Source organism: Streptomyces sp. BA2, assembly GCF_009769735.1.
In the GTDB taxonomy this organism is placed as follows: domain Bacteria; phylum Actinomycetota; class Actinomycetes; order Streptomycetales; family Streptomycetaceae; genus Streptomyces.
In genome coordinates, this window is record NZ_WSRO01000002.1 from 5,228,016 (window position 1) to 5,243,034 (window position 15,019).

General features: G+C 72.2%; 14 protein-coding genes. 9 read left to right on the top strand and 5 right to left on the bottom strand.

Translation table 11 applies throughout. The features are described 5' to 3' along the window. Positions 1-57 precede the first annotated feature (57 nt). Both E5671_RS26360 and E5671_RS26365 read left to right on the top strand, forming a co-directional pair. Positions 58-1,032 carry an ABC transporter substrate-binding protein gene (locus E5671_RS26360; protein ID WP_160506399.1) on the top strand — a complete coding sequence of 325 codons (975 nt, stop codon included), beginning with the start codon at positions 58-60 and terminating at the stop codon, positions 1,030-1,032. Positions 1,033-1,199: 167 nt separating this feature from the next. Next, positions 1,200-2,198 (top strand): hypothetical protein, encoded by a 999-nt coding sequence (locus E5671_RS26365; RefSeq protein WP_160506400.1) that lies wholly within the window; start codon positions 1,200-1,202, stop codon positions 2,196-2,198. 83 nt (positions 2,199-2,281) lie between these two features. On the opposite strand, the gene E5671_RS26370 is transcribed toward E5671_RS26365, so the two are convergent. Both E5671_RS26370 and E5671_RS26375 read right to left on the bottom strand, forming a co-directional pair. Further along, entirely contained in the window at positions 2,282-3,625 is a 1,344-nt protein-coding gene (locus tag E5671_RS26370; protein WP_160506401.1) for a PH domain-containing protein, read from the bottom strand. Then, positions 3,622-4,140, bottom strand: a complete 519-nt coding sequence (locus E5671_RS26375) for a PH domain-containing protein (RefSeq protein ID WP_160506402.1) — start codon at positions 4,138-4,140, stop codon at positions 3,622-3,624. The genes E5671_RS26370 and E5671_RS26375 overlap by 4 nt, the downstream gene beginning before the upstream one ends. 63 nt (positions 4,141-4,203) lie before the next feature. On the opposite strand from E5671_RS26375, the gene E5671_RS26380 reads away from it, so the two are divergent. Continuing rightward, on the top strand, positions 4,204-5,355 hold the full coding sequence (locus tag E5671_RS26380) for an NADH-quinone oxidoreductase subunit D (protein WP_160506403.1): 1,152 nt from the start codon (positions 4,204-4,206) through the stop codon (positions 5,353-5,355). 9 nt (positions 5,356-5,364) lie between these two features. Here the strand turns inward: E5671_RS26380 and E5671_RS26385 are convergent, their stop codons facing one another. Continuing rightward, entirely contained in the window at positions 5,365-6,312 is a 948-nt protein-coding gene (locus tag E5671_RS26385) for an SAM-dependent methyltransferase (RefSeq protein WP_160510425.1), read from the bottom strand. A gap of 162 nt (positions 6,313-6,474) precedes the next feature. On the opposite strand from E5671_RS26385, the gene E5671_RS26390 reads away from it, so the two are divergent. Together E5671_RS26390 and E5671_RS26395 are read left to right on the top strand one after the other, a co-directional pair. Then, positions 6,475-7,677 carry a DUF7134 domain-containing protein gene (locus tag E5671_RS26390; RefSeq protein WP_160506404.1) on the top strand — a complete coding sequence of 401 codons (1,203 nt, stop codon included), beginning with the start codon at positions 6,475-6,477 and terminating at the stop codon, positions 7,675-7,677. 91 nt (positions 7,678-7,768) lie between these two features. After that, complete coding sequence (locus E5671_RS26395; protein ID WP_160506405.1) at positions 7,769-8,443, top strand: response regulator transcription factor; 675 nt, start codon at positions 7,769-7,771, stop codon at positions 8,441-8,443. 21 nt (positions 8,444-8,464) lie between these two features. On the opposite strand, the gene E5671_RS26400 is transcribed toward E5671_RS26395, so the two are convergent. After that, on the bottom strand, positions 8,465-9,577 hold the full coding sequence (locus E5671_RS26400) for a DUF5937 family protein (protein WP_336606064.1): 1,113 nt from the start codon (positions 9,575-9,577) through the stop codon (positions 8,465-8,467). 255 nt (positions 9,578-9,832) lie between these two features. Between E5671_RS26400 and E5671_RS26405 the strand changes: the two genes are divergently transcribed. Further along, positions 9,833-10,060 carry a hypothetical protein gene (locus E5671_RS26405; RefSeq protein ID WP_160506407.1) on the top strand — a complete coding sequence of 76 codons (228 nt, stop codon included), beginning with the start codon at positions 9,833-9,835 and terminating at the stop codon, positions 10,058-10,060. Here E5671_RS26405 and E5671_RS26410 read toward each other — a convergent pair. Further along, positions 10,017-11,225 carry a threonine aldolase family protein gene (locus E5671_RS26410; RefSeq protein WP_160506408.1) on the bottom strand — a complete coding sequence of 403 codons (1,209 nt, stop codon included), beginning with the start codon at positions 11,223-11,225 and terminating at the stop codon, positions 10,017-10,019. The genes E5671_RS26405 and E5671_RS26410 overlap by 44 nt on opposite strands. A 147-nt stretch (positions 11,226-11,372) precedes the next feature. Here E5671_RS26410 and E5671_RS26415 point away from each other — a divergent pair, with 147 nt between their 5' ends. The 3 genes from E5671_RS26415 to E5671_RS26425 are packed head-to-tail and all read left to right on the top strand — an operon-like array spanning position 11,373 to position 15,018. Beyond that, entirely contained in the window at positions 11,373-12,311 is a 939-nt protein-coding gene (locus E5671_RS26415; protein WP_160506409.1) for a DUF2520 domain-containing protein, read from the top strand. Then, entirely contained in the window at positions 12,308-13,309 is a 1,002-nt protein-coding gene (gene panC, locus E5671_RS26420; protein ID WP_160506410.1) for a pantoate--beta-alanine ligase, read from the top strand. Before E5671_RS26415 ends, panC begins: the two co-directional genes overlap by 4 nt. Beyond that, positions 13,306-15,018, top strand: coding sequence for an L-aspartate oxidase (locus E5671_RS26425; protein ID WP_160506411.1), 1,713 nt, complete (start codon positions 13,306-13,308; stop codon positions 15,016-15,018). The genes panC and E5671_RS26425 overlap by 4 nt, the downstream gene beginning before the upstream one ends. The last annotated feature ends 1 nt before the right edge of the window (position 15,019 follow it).

Below are 15,019 nucleotides of genomic sequence, written 5' to 3' on the forward strand. Positions count from 1 at the left end.
CGGCAGTTTCCAGTGTTCCCCGGTGTTTCCCGGGTCTTTCGAAATGGTGGTTCACCGATGAACAGCACAACGCGTCGCGCGCGACGGATGGCAGGGGCGGCCGTGGCCGTCGTGGCGCTGACCGCGGGGCTCACCGCGTGCGGCGGGGACAGCCTGGAGAAGGACGGCAAGGGCGGAGGGGACAAGGCGGGCGGCAAGGGCAAGCTCGTCGTCGGCTCGGCCCGTTTCACCGAGCAGAAGGTGCTCGCCGAGCTCTATGTGGGCGTGCTGGAGGACGCCGGATACGACGCCGAGGTCAAGACCGTCCAGAACCGCGAGGTGTACGAACCCGAGCTGAAGAAGGGCTCGATCGATGTCGCTCCCGAATACGCGGCGACGCTCGCGGAGTTCCTCAACCTCGGCAAGAACGGCCCGAAGGCGAAGCCGGTCGCCTCGAATGACGTGGACGACACGGTGACCGCGCTGAAGAAGCTCGCCGAACCGCGCGGCCTGAAGGTGCTTCCCGTCGGTGAGGCGGTCGACCAGAACGCGTTCGCGGTGAGCAAGGAATACGCGAAGGAGCACAAGCTCAAGACGCTTTCGGATCTCGGTAAGTCCGGCGAGAAGGTCAAGATCGCCGCGAGTGACGAATGCGAGTCGCGGCCGTTCTGCGCTCCGGGACTCAAGAAGACGTACGGCATCGATGTCGCGGGAATCGACCCCAAGGGCGTCGGCACCACGCAGTCCAAGCAGGCCGTGAAGAACGGCACGGACCAGGTGGTGCTGACCACGACCACCGACGCGACGCTCGACAGTTTCGGTCTCGTGGCCCTTGAGGACGACAAGAAGCTGCAGAACGCGGACAACATCCTTCCGGTTGTGAACGCGAAGGAAGCGGGCGACAAGGAGATAGCCGACGCCCTCGGGAAGCTCACCAAGACCCTGACGACGGAAGACCTCGCGGAACTCGACCGGAAGGTCGATGTGGAGCGGCAGAAGGAAGCCGATGTCGCCAGGGAGTATCTGGAGTCGAAGGGTTTGATCAAGAAGTAGCGCGGCTGAAGAGGGCTTCCCCGAAGGGGACATCCTCGAAGTGGCTCGGCCGAAACTGGAGTTGAGTGGCCGAAGAGGAGCGGGAAGGGTGGGGAGTCTGCACTATGGCGCTGTCATTTTGGCGGGCGGGGCACCAGAGTTCGCCTACGCGCGGTAAGTTTCTGGCCATGCCACGTGGACGTCACCGCCATTCCCCACCCTTGCACAGGCTGCTTCCTCCTTCGACGGTCGCAGGCCTCTCCCTTGTCTGCGCCGGCGGCGCCTGGCTGTTCGCGGAACCCGTCGTGCTCCGCGGCCTGGCCGCCGCCGCTGCCGCGGCAGCCGTCGTGGGCTCGGTCGTCATGCGCCGCTGGGACCTGGCGGCCGGTAAACAGGTCGCTGAGCTGGGCCGCGCCCGCAAGAGCGACGAGTGGCGCTACGAGGAACGCATAGCCGAGTGCGAGTCCGACCTGGACGAGTCCCGGGAGATACGGGGCCGCCTGGAGACCAAGCTGCGGTCCAAGCGGGCCGAGCTGGCAGCCCTGCGGAACGAACACGCGGCGCTGCTGCGGCGGTACGCGACGGCGGAGACCGAGCGGGCCAGCGCGCTGGAGGGACGGCGGCTGCTCGCCATCGAGGCGTCCACTCCGGCGCGGGCGCTGCCGCCGGCCCCCGTGCGTGCCGAGCAGACGGCCCGTGCCGAGGCACCGGCTCCCGTCGTGCGCCCGGGGTCGATCGCGCCTCCGTCGCTGTACGACAGGGCGAACATGGCGCTCGACCGGCTGACTCCGAAGCCTTCCCCCGAGGGCGGCGCTTCCCGGCAGCGCGCGGACGGGGACGAAGCGCGGGGGAAGTCCGGGGCGGCCGAGGGGTACGGCGGGCATGAGCGCGCGGTCGCCGTCGCGCCGCCCGCGCAGAGGCGACGCCAGGCCGCCCAGGGAGGCTTCGACTTCTTCGGCACGAAGAGTGAGGCGACCGCAGGGGCGCTGGAGTCCGTACAGAACGTGGACCTCGCGGACGTGGTGGGCGAGGAGGCACTCGCCGTGCACAAGGCGGAGTCCGAGGCGGAGTTCAAGCAGGCCCCCGAGGGTTCGGACCATGCTGCCGGCCAGGTCATCGACCTCACGGAGCACGACGAGACCGAGCAGATCGACGTGGCGGAGCTGCGGACGGCGCTACGGGCGTAGGCGGGCCCCTGGGCCTTGGTCGCCGTCATCACCGGCTCCGCCGAGTTCGTCCTCAAACGCCGGACGGGCTGTAAATCCAGCCGTCAGGCCATCCACCGGTCAGGCCGCGCCGTCCTCCGCCCGGTGCGGGACCTTTCCGCCTGCGCGGACAGCAGTGCGACCGCCTCGTCGGCGGGACGGAGCCGCGCCGTCACCGTCTTGTTGGCCCCCGTGTCGACCTGCACGTCCGCCACCCCCTTGAACCGCTCCCAGGGCCCCTGCGTGAGCCGTACGCTCTGCACCTTCGCGTGCGGCACCAGGGACAGGCGGCGGCGCAACAGCCCGTGCCGCGCCGCGAACACCGTGTCCGTCACCGTCAGGCCGTACCCCTTCCACCACACCGGAAGGCACCACGCCGCCCGCGCGGGAGGCCGGACGAGCTCGGCCGCGGCCGGCACCCGGACGCCCGGCAGGATCCGCGCGATCACGGCCTCCGCGACCTCCCGCGGCGCGACCGGGACCAGGACGCCGTTGGACGAGCCTGCCACGTCCAGCTCCACCCGCACCCAGCCGTACCGCCGCCACAGCCACGGCTCCACGACGCGCACCGTCTGCACCCGCCCCGGAGGCACCGTCTCGTGCGCCTTGTCGAGCAGCCCGTGGTCGATGCGCAGGCCGTCGGGGGACTCGCCCACCCGCCAGTCGTACTCCCCGATGAAGCGCCCCACACTGCTGGCGAACGCGCCGCCCAGCATGGGCAGTCCGGTCGCGAGCACTGTCCACAGGTTGTGGGTGGCGAACCACAGGAAGGGCGGCACGATGAGCGTGGCGACGAGCATGGCCCACGTCGTGCCGGTCAGCAGCAGGGAGATCGCGAGCATGCGCGGCTGTACGTGCACCAGGTTGTTGACCGGCGCCTCACCGACATCGCCGGCCGTCTCGGGGGCGAAACCGGCCGCACGCGCGAGGAGTTCGGCCCGCAGGACCGAGGCCTCCTCCTGGCCCAGATAGGCCAGTTCGTCCTTCTTCTCCGTCCCGACGACGTCCAGCTTGAGCTTGGCGACGCCGACGATCCGGGCCGCGAGCGGCTGCGTCACGTCCACCGCCTGGAGCCGGTCGAGCCGGATGTGCGCGGTGCGCCGGAAGACCAGTCCTGTGCGGATGCGCAGTTCGGTGTCGGTGACGGCGAAGTGCGTGAACCACCAGCTCATGAAGCCGTAGAGGGCGCCGCCCAGGAGGACGGCGGCGATCACGGCGAACAGCACGGCCACGGGCAGCTCGGAGACCCGCCGCTGCGTGCCGTTCGGGTCGTGCACCGCGAAGCCGACGAGGACCGCGACCGGCGCCCAGGCCCGGCGCAGGGGCGTGACGGGGTGCAGACGCCGCTCTCGTACGCTCTCGTAGACCGGGGCGGGTTCTTCCCCCGTCACCTCCCGTACGCCGCTCACAGCCCCGCCGAGCGGGCCTCGCCCAGCTCGGTGAGCCGGTCGCGCAGGCGCTCGGCCTCCTCGGGGATGAGGCCGGGGATCCGGGCGTCCGTGGCGGCCGCCGCCGTGTGCAGCTGCACGCTCGCCAGGCCGAAGTGCCGCTCCACGGGCCCCGACGTCACCTCGACGAGCTGCATCCGGCCGTACGGGACGATGGTCTCCTCGCGCCAGAGCACGCCCCGGCTGATCAGGAGGTCGTCGGCCCGCTCCGCGTACCGCCAGGAGCGCCAGTTGCGCCCCAGCATCGGCCAGCCCCACGCCACCAAGGCGAGCGGGGCGGCAGCGAAGGCGGCCCACGCGGGCCCGGCGAAGATCCACAGGAGCACCCCGACCGCCGCCGCGAGCGGCACGAGCCAGACCACGAGCAGCAGTCGCCGCATCCGCAGCAGCCCCCGTGGCAGCCCGGTCCACACCGGTTCCGCGTCTGACTCTCCCGGCCGCGCCGGCCGTGCCGGTCCCGCCGTCCCCGTTTCCATGCCTCAAGCGTACGTAGCCGACGTGACAGTCGCGTATGAGCGCGCGTACGAGAGAATGCGCGCATGAGCCCCACGACGGAGACCACGCTCGGCATCGGCGGCGCCGCGGAGAGCACCGACATGGTGCTCAACATCGGCCCCCAGCACCCGTCCACGCACGGCGTGCTGCGGCTGCGCCTCGTCCTCGACGGCGAGCGGATCCAGCAGGCGGAGCCGGTCATCGGCTATATGCACCGCGGCGCGGAGAAGCTCTTCGAGGCGCGTGACTACCGGCAGATCGTGGTGCTCGCCAACCGGCACGACTGGCTGTCCGCGTTCTCGAACGAGCTCGGGGTCGTCCTTGCCGTGGAGCGGATGCTCGGCATGGAGGTGCCCGAGCGCGCCGTCTGGATGCGCACGCTCCTCGCCGAGCTGAACCGCGTCCTCAACCACCTGATGTTCCTCGGCTCGTACCCCCTCGAACTGGGCGGAATCACCCCGGTGTTCCACGCGTTCCGGGAGCGCGAGGAGCTCCAGAACGTGATGGAGGAGATCTCCGGCGGCCGCATGCACTACATGTTCAACCGCGTCGGCGGCCTCAAGGAGGACCTCCCGGCGGGCTGGTCCACGCGTGCGCGTGCCGCTGTCGCATCGGTCCGCTCCCGCATGGACGTGTACGACAAGTTGGTGCTCGGCAACGAGATCTTCCGGGGGCGTACGCGCGGCGTCGGCGTGCTCTCCCCGGAGGCGGTGCACGCCTACGGAGTGAGCGGCCCCATCGCCCGCGCCTCCGGAGTCGACTTCGACCTGCGCCGCGACGAGCCGTACCTCGCGTACGGGGAGCTCCAGGACACCCTGAAGGTCGTCAAGCGTCAGGAAGGCGACTGCCTGGCCCGCTTCGAGTGCCTCCTGGAGCAGACCCACAACGCGCTCGACCTCGCCGACGCCTGCCTGGAGCGGCTCGCCGAGCTGCCGCAGGGGCCGGTCAACCAGCGCCTCCCGAAGGTGCTCAAGGCCCCCGAGGGCCACACGTACGCGTGGACCGAGAACCCCTTGGGCATCAACGGCTACTACCTGGTCTCCAAGGGCGAGAAGACCCCGTACCGCCTGAAGCTCCGCTCGGCGTCGTTCAACAACATCCAGGCCCTCACCGAACTGCTGCCCGGCCAGCTGGTCGCCGACATGGTGGCGATCCTGGGGTCGCTGTTCTTCGTGGTCGGCGACATCGACAAGTAGCGGGCCGGTTCAGCCCCGCAGCAGGTCCGGGATTCCCACCGGCTGGGTCAGCCACCCGAAGTCGCCGAGCCCGCCCTCAGCGGTCAGTTCGGCCGCCTCTCCCGCGCGCGTGAGGGCCCGTACGTACGCCGTCGGATCGCTGGAGGCCAGGGAGAGCGGCGGACGGCCCCCGCTCACGCCCAGGGCGTGCAGGGCCGCGCGCTGGGTGAGCAGGGAGGCTCCGGGCAGCGCGCACGCGTCGAGTGCCACGTGGGCCGTGATGTCACACGTGCCTTCCGGCACGGGCGCCGTCTCGCGGCCCGCCCGGAAGCCGGTCAGCGTGCCGAAGGGGGGCCGTCCCGCGCGGTCGTGCGCGTAGTCCACCGCGACCGCGAGGCCGCGCGTCAGCGAAGCCGTGGCCGCCGCCCATGCCTCGTCCCTGGGGCGGCCCGTCTCCGCGCGCAGGCCGGGCTCCGGGGCGAGCGGCCACCAGCGCGCGAGCCAGGAGGCGTCCGCGCCCTCCACCGTGTCGCCGAGGGATTCGGTGCCGTCGTCGCGTACGAGGACATGCCGCACCAGGCCGTCGGGGTCCACCTCGACGACGTCCAGGGGGACGTTGTCCAGCCACTCGTTGGCGAAGAGCAGGCCGGTGACACCGGCGGGCGGCAGGTCGCGCCACTCGACGCGCGGGTCGAGCCCTGAGGGGCGCTCGGCCCGCTCGACCGCGTAGGCACGCGTGCGTGCCGCCACGTCGGCGGGCAGCGTGGCGAGGACGCCCGCGGTCAACTCGCCTCGCCCCGCGCCAAGATCGACGAAGGCCAACTCGTCCGGGTGGTCGAGAGCCTCGTCCACGCGGCACAGCAGCCGGGCCACCGCGCCCGCGAAGAGGGGCGACGCGTGCACCGATGTACGGAAGTGTCCCGCGGGTCCTTCGGGGCGCAGATAGAAGCCGTCAGGCCCGTACAGAGCGGCCTCCATGGCCTCCCGCCAGCCACGCCGCACGTCTTGCCGCTCACCTCGGACCTCGTTCGTCACGCGAGAAGGCTAAGCGGGCCTCCACCTTGGGGAGTACATGCGAGCGGTACGGATCGGACCTCCGGTTGACCCCGCAGGGCCGTCACGCTGCCTACGCTGGGTTACGTGCAGCGCGTCTATGACTTCCTCCGCAGACACCCGACCGGGGTCGATGGCTTCTGGGCCCTCGCCCTGCTCGCGATGTCCGGCATCGGTCTGGTCTCCATGGCCGATGCGGAAGGCCGTGACCCGAAGGTCGCGGCCGCCGTCGTCGTCCTCGGCATGTCCGTCGTGGTGGCGCTGCGCCGCAAGTACACCGAGAAGATGCTGATCCTCGCCGCGGTGCTCGGCGTCATCCAGTTGATCTTCGACGTCAAGACGATGCCGGCCGACTTCGCGATGCTGGTGATCATCTACACCGCGTCGGCCGACGGCACGAAGTGGGCCTCGCGGTTCGCCCTCATAGGCGGGCTGTGCGCGGCTCCGCTGTCGTCGCTGCGCTGGCCGGAGGAGAACATAGGCGTCTTCGGCAGCGTCTTCTTCACGATCTTCCAGATGGTGCCGTTCGCCCTCGCCTGGGTGCTCGGCGACTCCATCCGCACCCGCCGCGCCTACTTCGCCCAGCTCGAGGAGCGTGCCGACCGCCTGGAGAAGGAGCGGGCGGCGCAGTCCAAGGTCGCGGTGGCGGCCGAGCGGGCCCGGATCGCGCGCGAGCTGCACGACGTCGTCGCGCACAACGTCTCGGTGATGGTCGTCCAGGCCGACGGCGCCGCGTACGTCCTCGACACGGCCCCCGAGCAGGCCAAGCAGGCCCTGGAGACCATCTCGGGCACCGGGCGGCAGGCGCTCGCCGAGATGCGCAGGCTGCTCGGCGTGCTGCGCACCGGCGAGCACCAGGAGAGCGGTGAGTACGTCCCGCAGCCCGACGTCGAGCAGCTCGACGAGCTCATCGAGCAGGTGCGCACGGCCGGTCTCCCGGTCGACTTCAAGGTCGAGGGAACCCCGCGCCCGCTGCCCAGTGGCGTCGAGCTCACGGCGTACCGCATCGTGCAGGAGGCGCTCACCAACACCCGCAAGCACGGCGGCGAGAACACCGGCGCGAGCGTGCGCCTCGTCTACTTCGACGACGGCCTGGGGCTGCTCGTCGAGGACGACGGCAAGGGCGCGCCGCACGAGCTCTACGAGGACGGCGGCGCCGACGGCAGCGGGCACGGCCTGATCGGCATGCGGGAGCGCGTCGGCATGGTCGGCGGCACGCTGGACGCGGGGCCGCGGCCGGGCGGCGGATTCCGCATCAGTGCGCTTCTCCCGCTCAAGCCCGCGAATTGACACCTGTCACCGACTCGTCCACGCCATACGCTCATGAACACATCCGTTCGCTCGTAGATCGCTTACGAGCACATCCACGAAGGGGCCTTTGATGTCGATCCGCGTCATGCTCGTCGACGACCAGGCGCTGCTGCGCACGGGGTTCCGGATGGTGCTCGCCGCACAGCCGGACATGGAGGTCGTCGCGGAGGCGGGCGACGGGGTCGAGGCGCTTCAGGCGCTGCGGACGACGGAGGTCGACGTGGTGCTCATGGACGTACGCATGCCGAAACTGGACGGTGTGGAGACGACCCGGCGCATCTGCCAGGACGAGAACCCGCCGAAGGTGCTGATCCTGACGACCTTCGACCTCGACGAGTACGCCTTCTCGGGGCTGAAGGCGGGTGCTTCCGGCTTCATGCTGAAGGACGTGCCCCCGGGCGAGCTGCTGGCCGCGATCCGCTCCGTGCACAGCGGTGACGCGGTGGTCGCGCCGTCCACGACGCGGCGCCTCCTCGACCGCTTCGCGCCGATGCTGCCGAACGCGGGCGGGCAGCCGCAGCACAAGGAGCTCGAACGGCTCACCGAGCGCGAGCGCGAGGTCATGATCCTGGTCGCCCAGGGGCTCTCGAACGGGGAGATCGCGGCGCGGCTCGTCCTGTCGGAGGCCACGGTGAAGACCCACGTGGGCCGCATCCTGACCAAGCTCGGGCTTCGGGACCGCGTGCAGGTGGTGGTCCTCGCGTACGAGACGGGTCTTGTGCGGGCGGGCGGCGGGGCTGCCTGACGGCTGCCCGGGACCAGGCGGTCAGCGCAGGACGCCCTCCAGGAAGTCGCTGCCCAGGCGGGCCACCACGGTGACGTCCAGCTGGTGCATCACGTACCGGCCGCGGCGCCTCGTGGTGACCAGGCCCGCCTTCTTCAGCACCGTGAGGTGACGGGAGACCTCCGGCGCGGTCAGGCCGTTCGCGTGGGCCAGCTCGCCTGTGGTGAACGGCGCGCGGGCTATGTCGCGGCACAGGCGCAGGCGTACGGGGTGGGCCAGCGCGGTGAGCCGGCGCTCCAGGGTCTCCACGGAGGTGGGGCTCGTCAGCTCCGGGGACGCCACGGGGTAGTGGATCACCGGGCGCCAGCCGGGCGCGTGCAGGACCATCAGGTGCGGCCAGGCGAAGTGCGACGGCACGAACGTGAGTCCCGCGCCGACCGTGTGGTCGAGCGCCGTCGTGGTGCCCAGCGGCAGCTTGTCGACGGTGATGCGGTGGCCGTCCTCGTCCAGTGAGAGGGCCGTTGACACCGAGGACAGCACCTCGGGCAGGCCCTTGTGGCGCAGGAGTTCGGTCTTGTGCCGGGCGTCGGCGGCCAGTTGGACGCGCACCCGCCGCCAGGTGTCGGCGAAGAAGGCCTCGTCGCAGTCCTCCAGGAGGCGCCGCATCCAGGCCCGGACGGTGTGCGGGTCGGTCAGGAGGCGCTCGGCGAAGTCCAGTTGCTTGGTGCCGCGCGTGGCCGCGAGCTCCAGGGACCGGGTGCGCCGGGCGGCGTCCGTGAGCGGGGACGGGCCGCCTTCGTTGTACGTCGTGCCGCAGGTGAACTCCAGGGCGGCCGCGACGAATCGCTCGTCGTCCAGGCGGTCCATGAGGTCCAGCTCGTCGGCGAGCGTCACCCCCGGCCTGCCGTCCGCGCCGAGGAGTCCGGCGAACGGCATGAAGACGTCCGAGAACGTGTTCCGCCACAGGAAGTCGGCCTCGTGCAGCCGGTCGGCGAGGTCCGGCTTGAGGCAGGCGGTGGTGGCGGTGGCCCAGCCGTGCAGCCCTGGATGGTGTCCGGTCTCGGCCAGGGCGTGCAGGGCGACGCCCAGCTCCGCCAGGGGCGAAGGCTCGAAGAGGATCCGCTCCTGCGGCAGGCCCGCGATGTCGATGTGCACGCTCATGGCCCCATCGTGCACCGCGCCACCGACAACCGGGCGGCCGATTGACGACCGGCGTCAATCGACGCGACGCGGACGTGACGGCGGAGGCAGTCTGTGATGACCGGGCCGCACTTGGCCCGTGCCGGCCGAACCCCGCGGCAGTGTCGCCGCCGGGCCGGAACCCACCGCGACCACCCCTGCGCCGACCCTGTTTCCCGTCGACCCAGTGGTGCCCGAAAAGTACTCTTTGTCTAGAGAGGCGAACCCGTCATGAGCATCACCCAGCAGTACCTCCTCGACAGCTACCGCGCCGCCCAGCACGACGAGCGCACCCCGCCCGCCCCCGGTCAGCAGGACTGGCAGGTCATCCGCGAGGTGCGCGACTACGGCCGCTTCCGCGCCGTCGTCTCGGAACGCCCCGCCCACGGACGGGTCCGTGCCGCCGTCGCCCGGCTCATCCGGGGATCCGCTGTACGAACTCCGCGACCGCATCATTGACGTCGTCGGGCGTCCACTCCAGGCCCGCCTCGGTCACGGTGACCTCCGTGACCGAGAGGCCGGGCGGCCCGTCCGGGTACCAGCGGCCGAACAGCTGCGTCTTGGTCTCCTCGGCCTGCTCAAGCGCCGCCTCGGTCAGGACTTCGGCGTCGTACGGCAGCCAGACCTGGAACTGGTGGGTGTGCGGCCGCTCCGGGTGCACGCGCGACCACGGCACCCCGGCGGCCGCGAACCCTTCGCGCAGCGCGTCGGCGACCACGCGCGCGTGGGCGACGAAATCCGGCAGCCGCGGGAGCGTGTTCTTCAGGCCGAGCAGGGCGGCGACGGCGGCCGGGAACTGCTGGAAGACCTGGCCGCCGTAGCGGTGCCGCCACGTCCCCGCCTCGTCGACCAGGGTGCGCGGGCCCGCGAGCACCGCGCCGCTCAGGCCGTCCAAGGACTTGTAGAACGACACGTACACCGTGTCCGCGAGGCCGGCGATCTCCGCGAGGGGGCGGCCGAAGTGCGGTGTGCACTCCCACAGGCGCGCACCGTCGAAGTGCACGACCGCGTCGCGTTCGCGGGCCGCCTCCACGACCTCTTCGAGCTCCTCCCAGGACGGCAGCACGAAACCGGCGTCCCGGAGCGGCAGTTCGAGCATCAGCGTCCCGAAGGGCTCTTCGAAGTCCCGTACCTCATCGGCCGTGGGCAGCCGCGGCTCCCGCGTCGGATGCACCGTGCGCAGCCCGCTCACCGCGGAGAGCGCGCCCCCTTCGTGGACCTCGGGATGGGCGGCCGGATGCAGGGCGACGGTCGCGTTGCCCGTGCGGCCCGCCCAGCAGCGCAGGGCGACCTGCTGGGCCATCGTGCCGGTCGGGAAGAAGGCGGCCGCCTCCTTGCCGAGCAGTCGCGCGACCTCGTCCTCCAGGCGGGCGACGACTCCGTTGCCGTAGATGTCGGCGGGCTCGTCCGGGCCCACGACCTCCGAGGCCGCGTCCGCGAGTGCCGAGAGCCGTGCGGTGATCGGGAGATGCCCGGACCAGCGGTGCAGGATGCGGGTGGCGCCGAGGGCGGCGGTCCGGCGGCGGACGGCGAGCAGGTCCTGCTCGCTCACCTGCTCGCTCGCTTCTTCGCCCACCTGCTCACGCGATTCTTCGCCCACCTGTGCTCCGTCGTGTGAAGTCATCCCCCGAGCATGGCGTGCGGTCGGCCGCCGGTCATACGAATACCCACAGCCTGTGGACAGCCGAGGACGCGGCGCGGACCAATCGCGTTAGCATGACGAGAAATCGTCCGGTACCCCGAGCGGACTGGAACGGGAAGGCGTCATCGCGTGAACGCACCTCATCAGCCAGACCCGCGGGACCGCCCCGCGAGGCTCACGGTGGGCGTCGTGGGAGCGGGCCGTGTCGGCCCCGCGCTCGCCGCGGCACTCCAGCTCGCCGGGCACCGCCCGGTCGCCGCCTCCGGGGTCTCCGACGCGTCCGTACGGCGCGCGGCGGCCCTGCTGCCCGACGTCCCCCTCGTCCCGCCCGCCCAGGTCCTTGAGCGCGCCGACCTGGTCCTCCTGACCGTGCCGGACGACGCCCTGCCGGGCCTCGTCGAGGGCCTCGTCGAGACCGATGCGGTCCGCCCCGGCCAGCTCCTGGTGCACACCTCGGGGCGGTACGGCACCAAGGTGCTCGAACCCGCGCTGCGCGCCGGAGCCCTGCCGCTCGCCCTGCACCCCGCCATGACGTTCACCGGCACCCCCGTCGACGTGCAGCGCCTCGCGGGCTGCTCCTTCGGCGTGACCGCCCCCGAGGAGCTGCGCCTGGCCGCCGAGGCGCTCGTCATCGAGATGGGCGGCGAGCCCGAGTGGATCGCCGAGGAGTCACGTCCGCTCTACCACGCGGCGCTCGCTCTCGGCGCGAACCACCTGGTCACGCTGGTCGCCGAGTCCATGGACCTGCTCCGGGACGCGGGCGTGGCCGCCCCCGACCGGATGCTCGGCCCGCTGCTCGGCGCCGCCCTGGACAACGCCCTGCGCTCCGGCGACGCCGCCCTCACCGGACCCGTCGCCCGCGGGGACGCGGGCACCGTCGCCGCGCACGTCGCCGAGCTGCGCAAGCACGCCCCGCAGACCGTCGCCGGATATCTGGCGATGGCCCGCGCGACCGCCGACCGCGCGCTCGCCCACGGACTGCTCAAGCCCGAGCTCGCCGAGGACCTCCTCGGGGTCCTGGCCAACGGCGGGAGCGGGGCCGGCGACGCGGAGGGAGGAGCCCGATGACCAGCCTCGTGCACACCGCCGAACCCCTGCGCACGCGCGTGCGTGGCGGACGCCGAGTCGTCGTCATGACCATGGGCGCCCTGCACGAGGGGCACGCCACCCTCATCCGCACCGCACGCCGTATCGCGGGCGACGAGGGCGAAGTCGTGGTCACGGTCTTCGTCAACCCCCTCCAGTTCGGCGCGGGCGAGGACCTCGACCGCTACCCCCGCACCCTGGACGCCGACGTCAAGATCGCCGAACGGGAGGGCGCGGACTTCGTGTTCGCCCCGTCCGTCGACGAGGTCTATCCGGGCGGCGAACCGCAGGTCCGGATCAGCGCGGGCCCCATGGGCACGCTCCTCGAAGGGGCCACGCGCCCCGGACACTTCGACGGCATGCTCACGGTCGTCGCCAAGCTGCTGCACCTCACCCGGCCCGACGTCGCGCTGTACGGCCAGAAGGACGCCCAGCAGCTCGCCCTCATCCGCCGCATGGTGCGGGACCTGAACTTCGGCGTCGAGGTGGTCGGCGTACCCACCGTGCGCGAGGAAGACGGCCTGGCGCTCTCCAGCCGCAACCGCTATCTCTCCCCGGCCGAGCGGCGCACCGCGCTCGCGCTCTCCCAGGCCCTCTTCGCGGGCCGCGACCGGCACGCCGCGCAGGAGGCCCTCCACGCGCGGGCGGCGCTCGCCCCCGTCACGCACGCGCGCGCCGACGCCCTGAACGCCCTGGGGGAGTCCCGCGCCGCCGCCGACACTCACGCGGTCGCCCAGTCCGTCACGCCGTCCGTGCCCGGCGGCCCCGCGGCCGTCCGCGCCGCCGCCCGGCAGGTCCTGGACGAGGCGGCACGCCTCCAACCCCCGCTGAAGCTGGACTACCTGGCGCTGGTCGACCCGGCCGACTTCACGGACGTACAGCCCGGCCACACCGGTGAGGCGGTCCTCGCCGTGGCGGCCAAGGTCGGCGCGACCCGGCTGATCGACAACATCCCGCTCACGTTCGGAGCCACCGCATGAGTGCCACCGGAATACGGCTGCACGCCCCCGCGCCCGGCTGGTCCCTGGAAGCCGACATCGTCGTCGTCGGCTCCGGAGTGGCCGGACTGACCACGGCGCTGCGCTGCTCGGCCGCGGGCCTGAAGACCGTCGTGGTCACCAAGGCCCGCCTGGACGACGGCTCCACGCGCTGGGCCCAGGGCGGCATCGCCGCGGCACTCGGCGAGGGCGACACCCCCGAGCAGCACCTGGACGACACCCTCGTGGCGGGCGCGGGCCTGTGCGACGAGGAGGCCGTGCGCACCCTGGTCACCGAGGGCCCCGATGCCGTACGCCGCCTCATCGAGACCGGCGCCCACTTCGACACGGGCCCCGAAGGTGCCATCGAGCTGACCCGCGAGGGCGGCCACCACCGCCGCCGCATCGCCCACGCGGGCGGCGACGCGACCGGCGCCGAGATCTCCCGCGCCCTGGTCGAGGCGGTGCGCGCGCAGTCCATACCGGCCGTGGAGAACGCCCTCGTACTGGACCTCCTGACCGACGGCGACGGCCGCACGGCCGGTGTCTCCCTGCACGTCATGGGAGAGGGCCAGCACGACGGCGTGGGCGCGGTCCACGCCCCCGCGGTCGTCCTCGCCACCGGCGGCATGGGCCAGGTCTTCTCGGCGACCACGAACCCGTCCGTGTCGACGGGCGACGGCGTCGCGCTCGCCCTGCGCGCGGGCGCCGAGGTGAGCGACCTGGAGTTCGTGCAGTTCCACCCCACCGTGCTCTTCCTGGGCGCCGACGCGGAGGGCCAGCAGCCTCTGGTCTCCGAGGCGGTGCGCGGGGAGGGAGCCCACCTCGTGGACGCGGACGGCGTGCGCTTCATGGCCGGGCAGCACGAGCTCGCTGAGCTCGCGCCCCGGGACATCGTCGCCAAGGGCATCACGCGGCGCATGCAGGAAAAGGGCACCGAGCACATGTATCTGGACGCCCGGCACTTCGGCGCCCAGATGTGGGAGAACCGCTTCCCGACGATCCTCGCCGCCTGCCGCGCCCACGGCATCGACCCGGTGACCGAGCCCATCCCCGTCGCCCCGGCCGCGCACTACGCCTCGGGCGGCGTCCGCACCGACGCGCACGGCCGCACCACGGTCCCGGGCCTGTACGCCTGCGGCGAGGTCGCCTGCACCGGCGTGCACGGAGCGAACCGCCTCGCCTCCAACTCCCTTCTGGAAGGCCTGGTCTACGCCGAGCGCATCGCCGCGGACATCGCGGCACAGCACGCGGGAAACACCCTCCACGCGCGCGTGCCGGCACCCGTCGCGCATCCGGAGACACCGCCCCACCCCCTCCTGCCCCCCGAGGCCCGCTTCGCCATCCAGCGCGTGATGACCGACGGCGCCGGAGTGCTCAGGTCGGCCGACTCCCTCTCCGAGGCCGCGGCCCGGCTCGCCCGCATCCACGCCGAGGCCGCGGGCGCGCTCGCCGAGGACGGCAAGACCGCCGAGCCGGGCGTCGACACCTGGGAGACCACCAACCTCCTGTGCGTCGCCCGAGTCCTGGTGGCCGCCGCCCAGCGCCGCGAGGAGACCCGCGGCTGCCACTGGCGCGAGGACCGCCCCGACCGCGACGACGAGACCTGGCGGCGCCACATCGTCGTACGCCTCAACGCGGACCGGACCCTGGCCGTACACACGACCGACACCGCAGACTTCCCTCCGACGACGAGCCTTCAGGAGAAGTGAC

Coding starts and splice junctions, on each gene's coding strand:
- E5671_RS26360 (WP_160506399.1), top strand. CDS start 58: ATGAACAGCACAACGCGTCGCGCGCGACGGATGGCAGGGGCGGCCGTG.
- E5671_RS26365 (WP_160506400.1), top strand. CDS start 1,200: ATGCCACGTGGACGTCACCGCCATTCCCCACCCTTGCACAGGCTGCTT.
- E5671_RS26375 (WP_160506402.1), bottom strand. CDS start 4,140: ATGGAAACGGGGACGGCGGGACCGGCACGGCCGGCGCGGCCGGGAGAG.
- E5671_RS26380 (WP_160506403.1), top strand. CDS start 4,204: ATGAGCCCCACGACGGAGACCACGCTCGGCATCGGCGGCGCCGCGGAG.
- E5671_RS26385 (WP_160510425.1), bottom strand. CDS start 6,312: ATGGAGGCCGCTCTGTACGGGCCTGACGGCTTCTATCTGCGCCCCGAA.
- E5671_RS26395 (WP_160506405.1), top strand. CDS start 7,769: ATGTCGATCCGCGTCATGCTCGTCGACGACCAGGCGCTGCTGCGCACG.
- E5671_RS26405 (WP_160506407.1), top strand. CDS start 9,833: ATGAGCATCACCCAGCAGTACCTCCTCGACAGCTACCGCGCCGCCCAG.
- E5671_RS26410 (WP_160506408.1), bottom strand. CDS start 11,225: ATGACTTCACACGACGGAGCACAGGTGGGCGAAGAATCGCGTGAGCAG.
- panC (WP_160506410.1), top strand. CDS start 12,308: ATGACCAGCCTCGTGCACACCGCCGAACCCCTGCGCACGCGCGTGCGT.
- E5671_RS26425 (WP_160506411.1), top strand. CDS start 13,306: ATGAGTGCCACCGGAATACGGCTGCACGCCCCCGCGCCCGGCTGGTCC.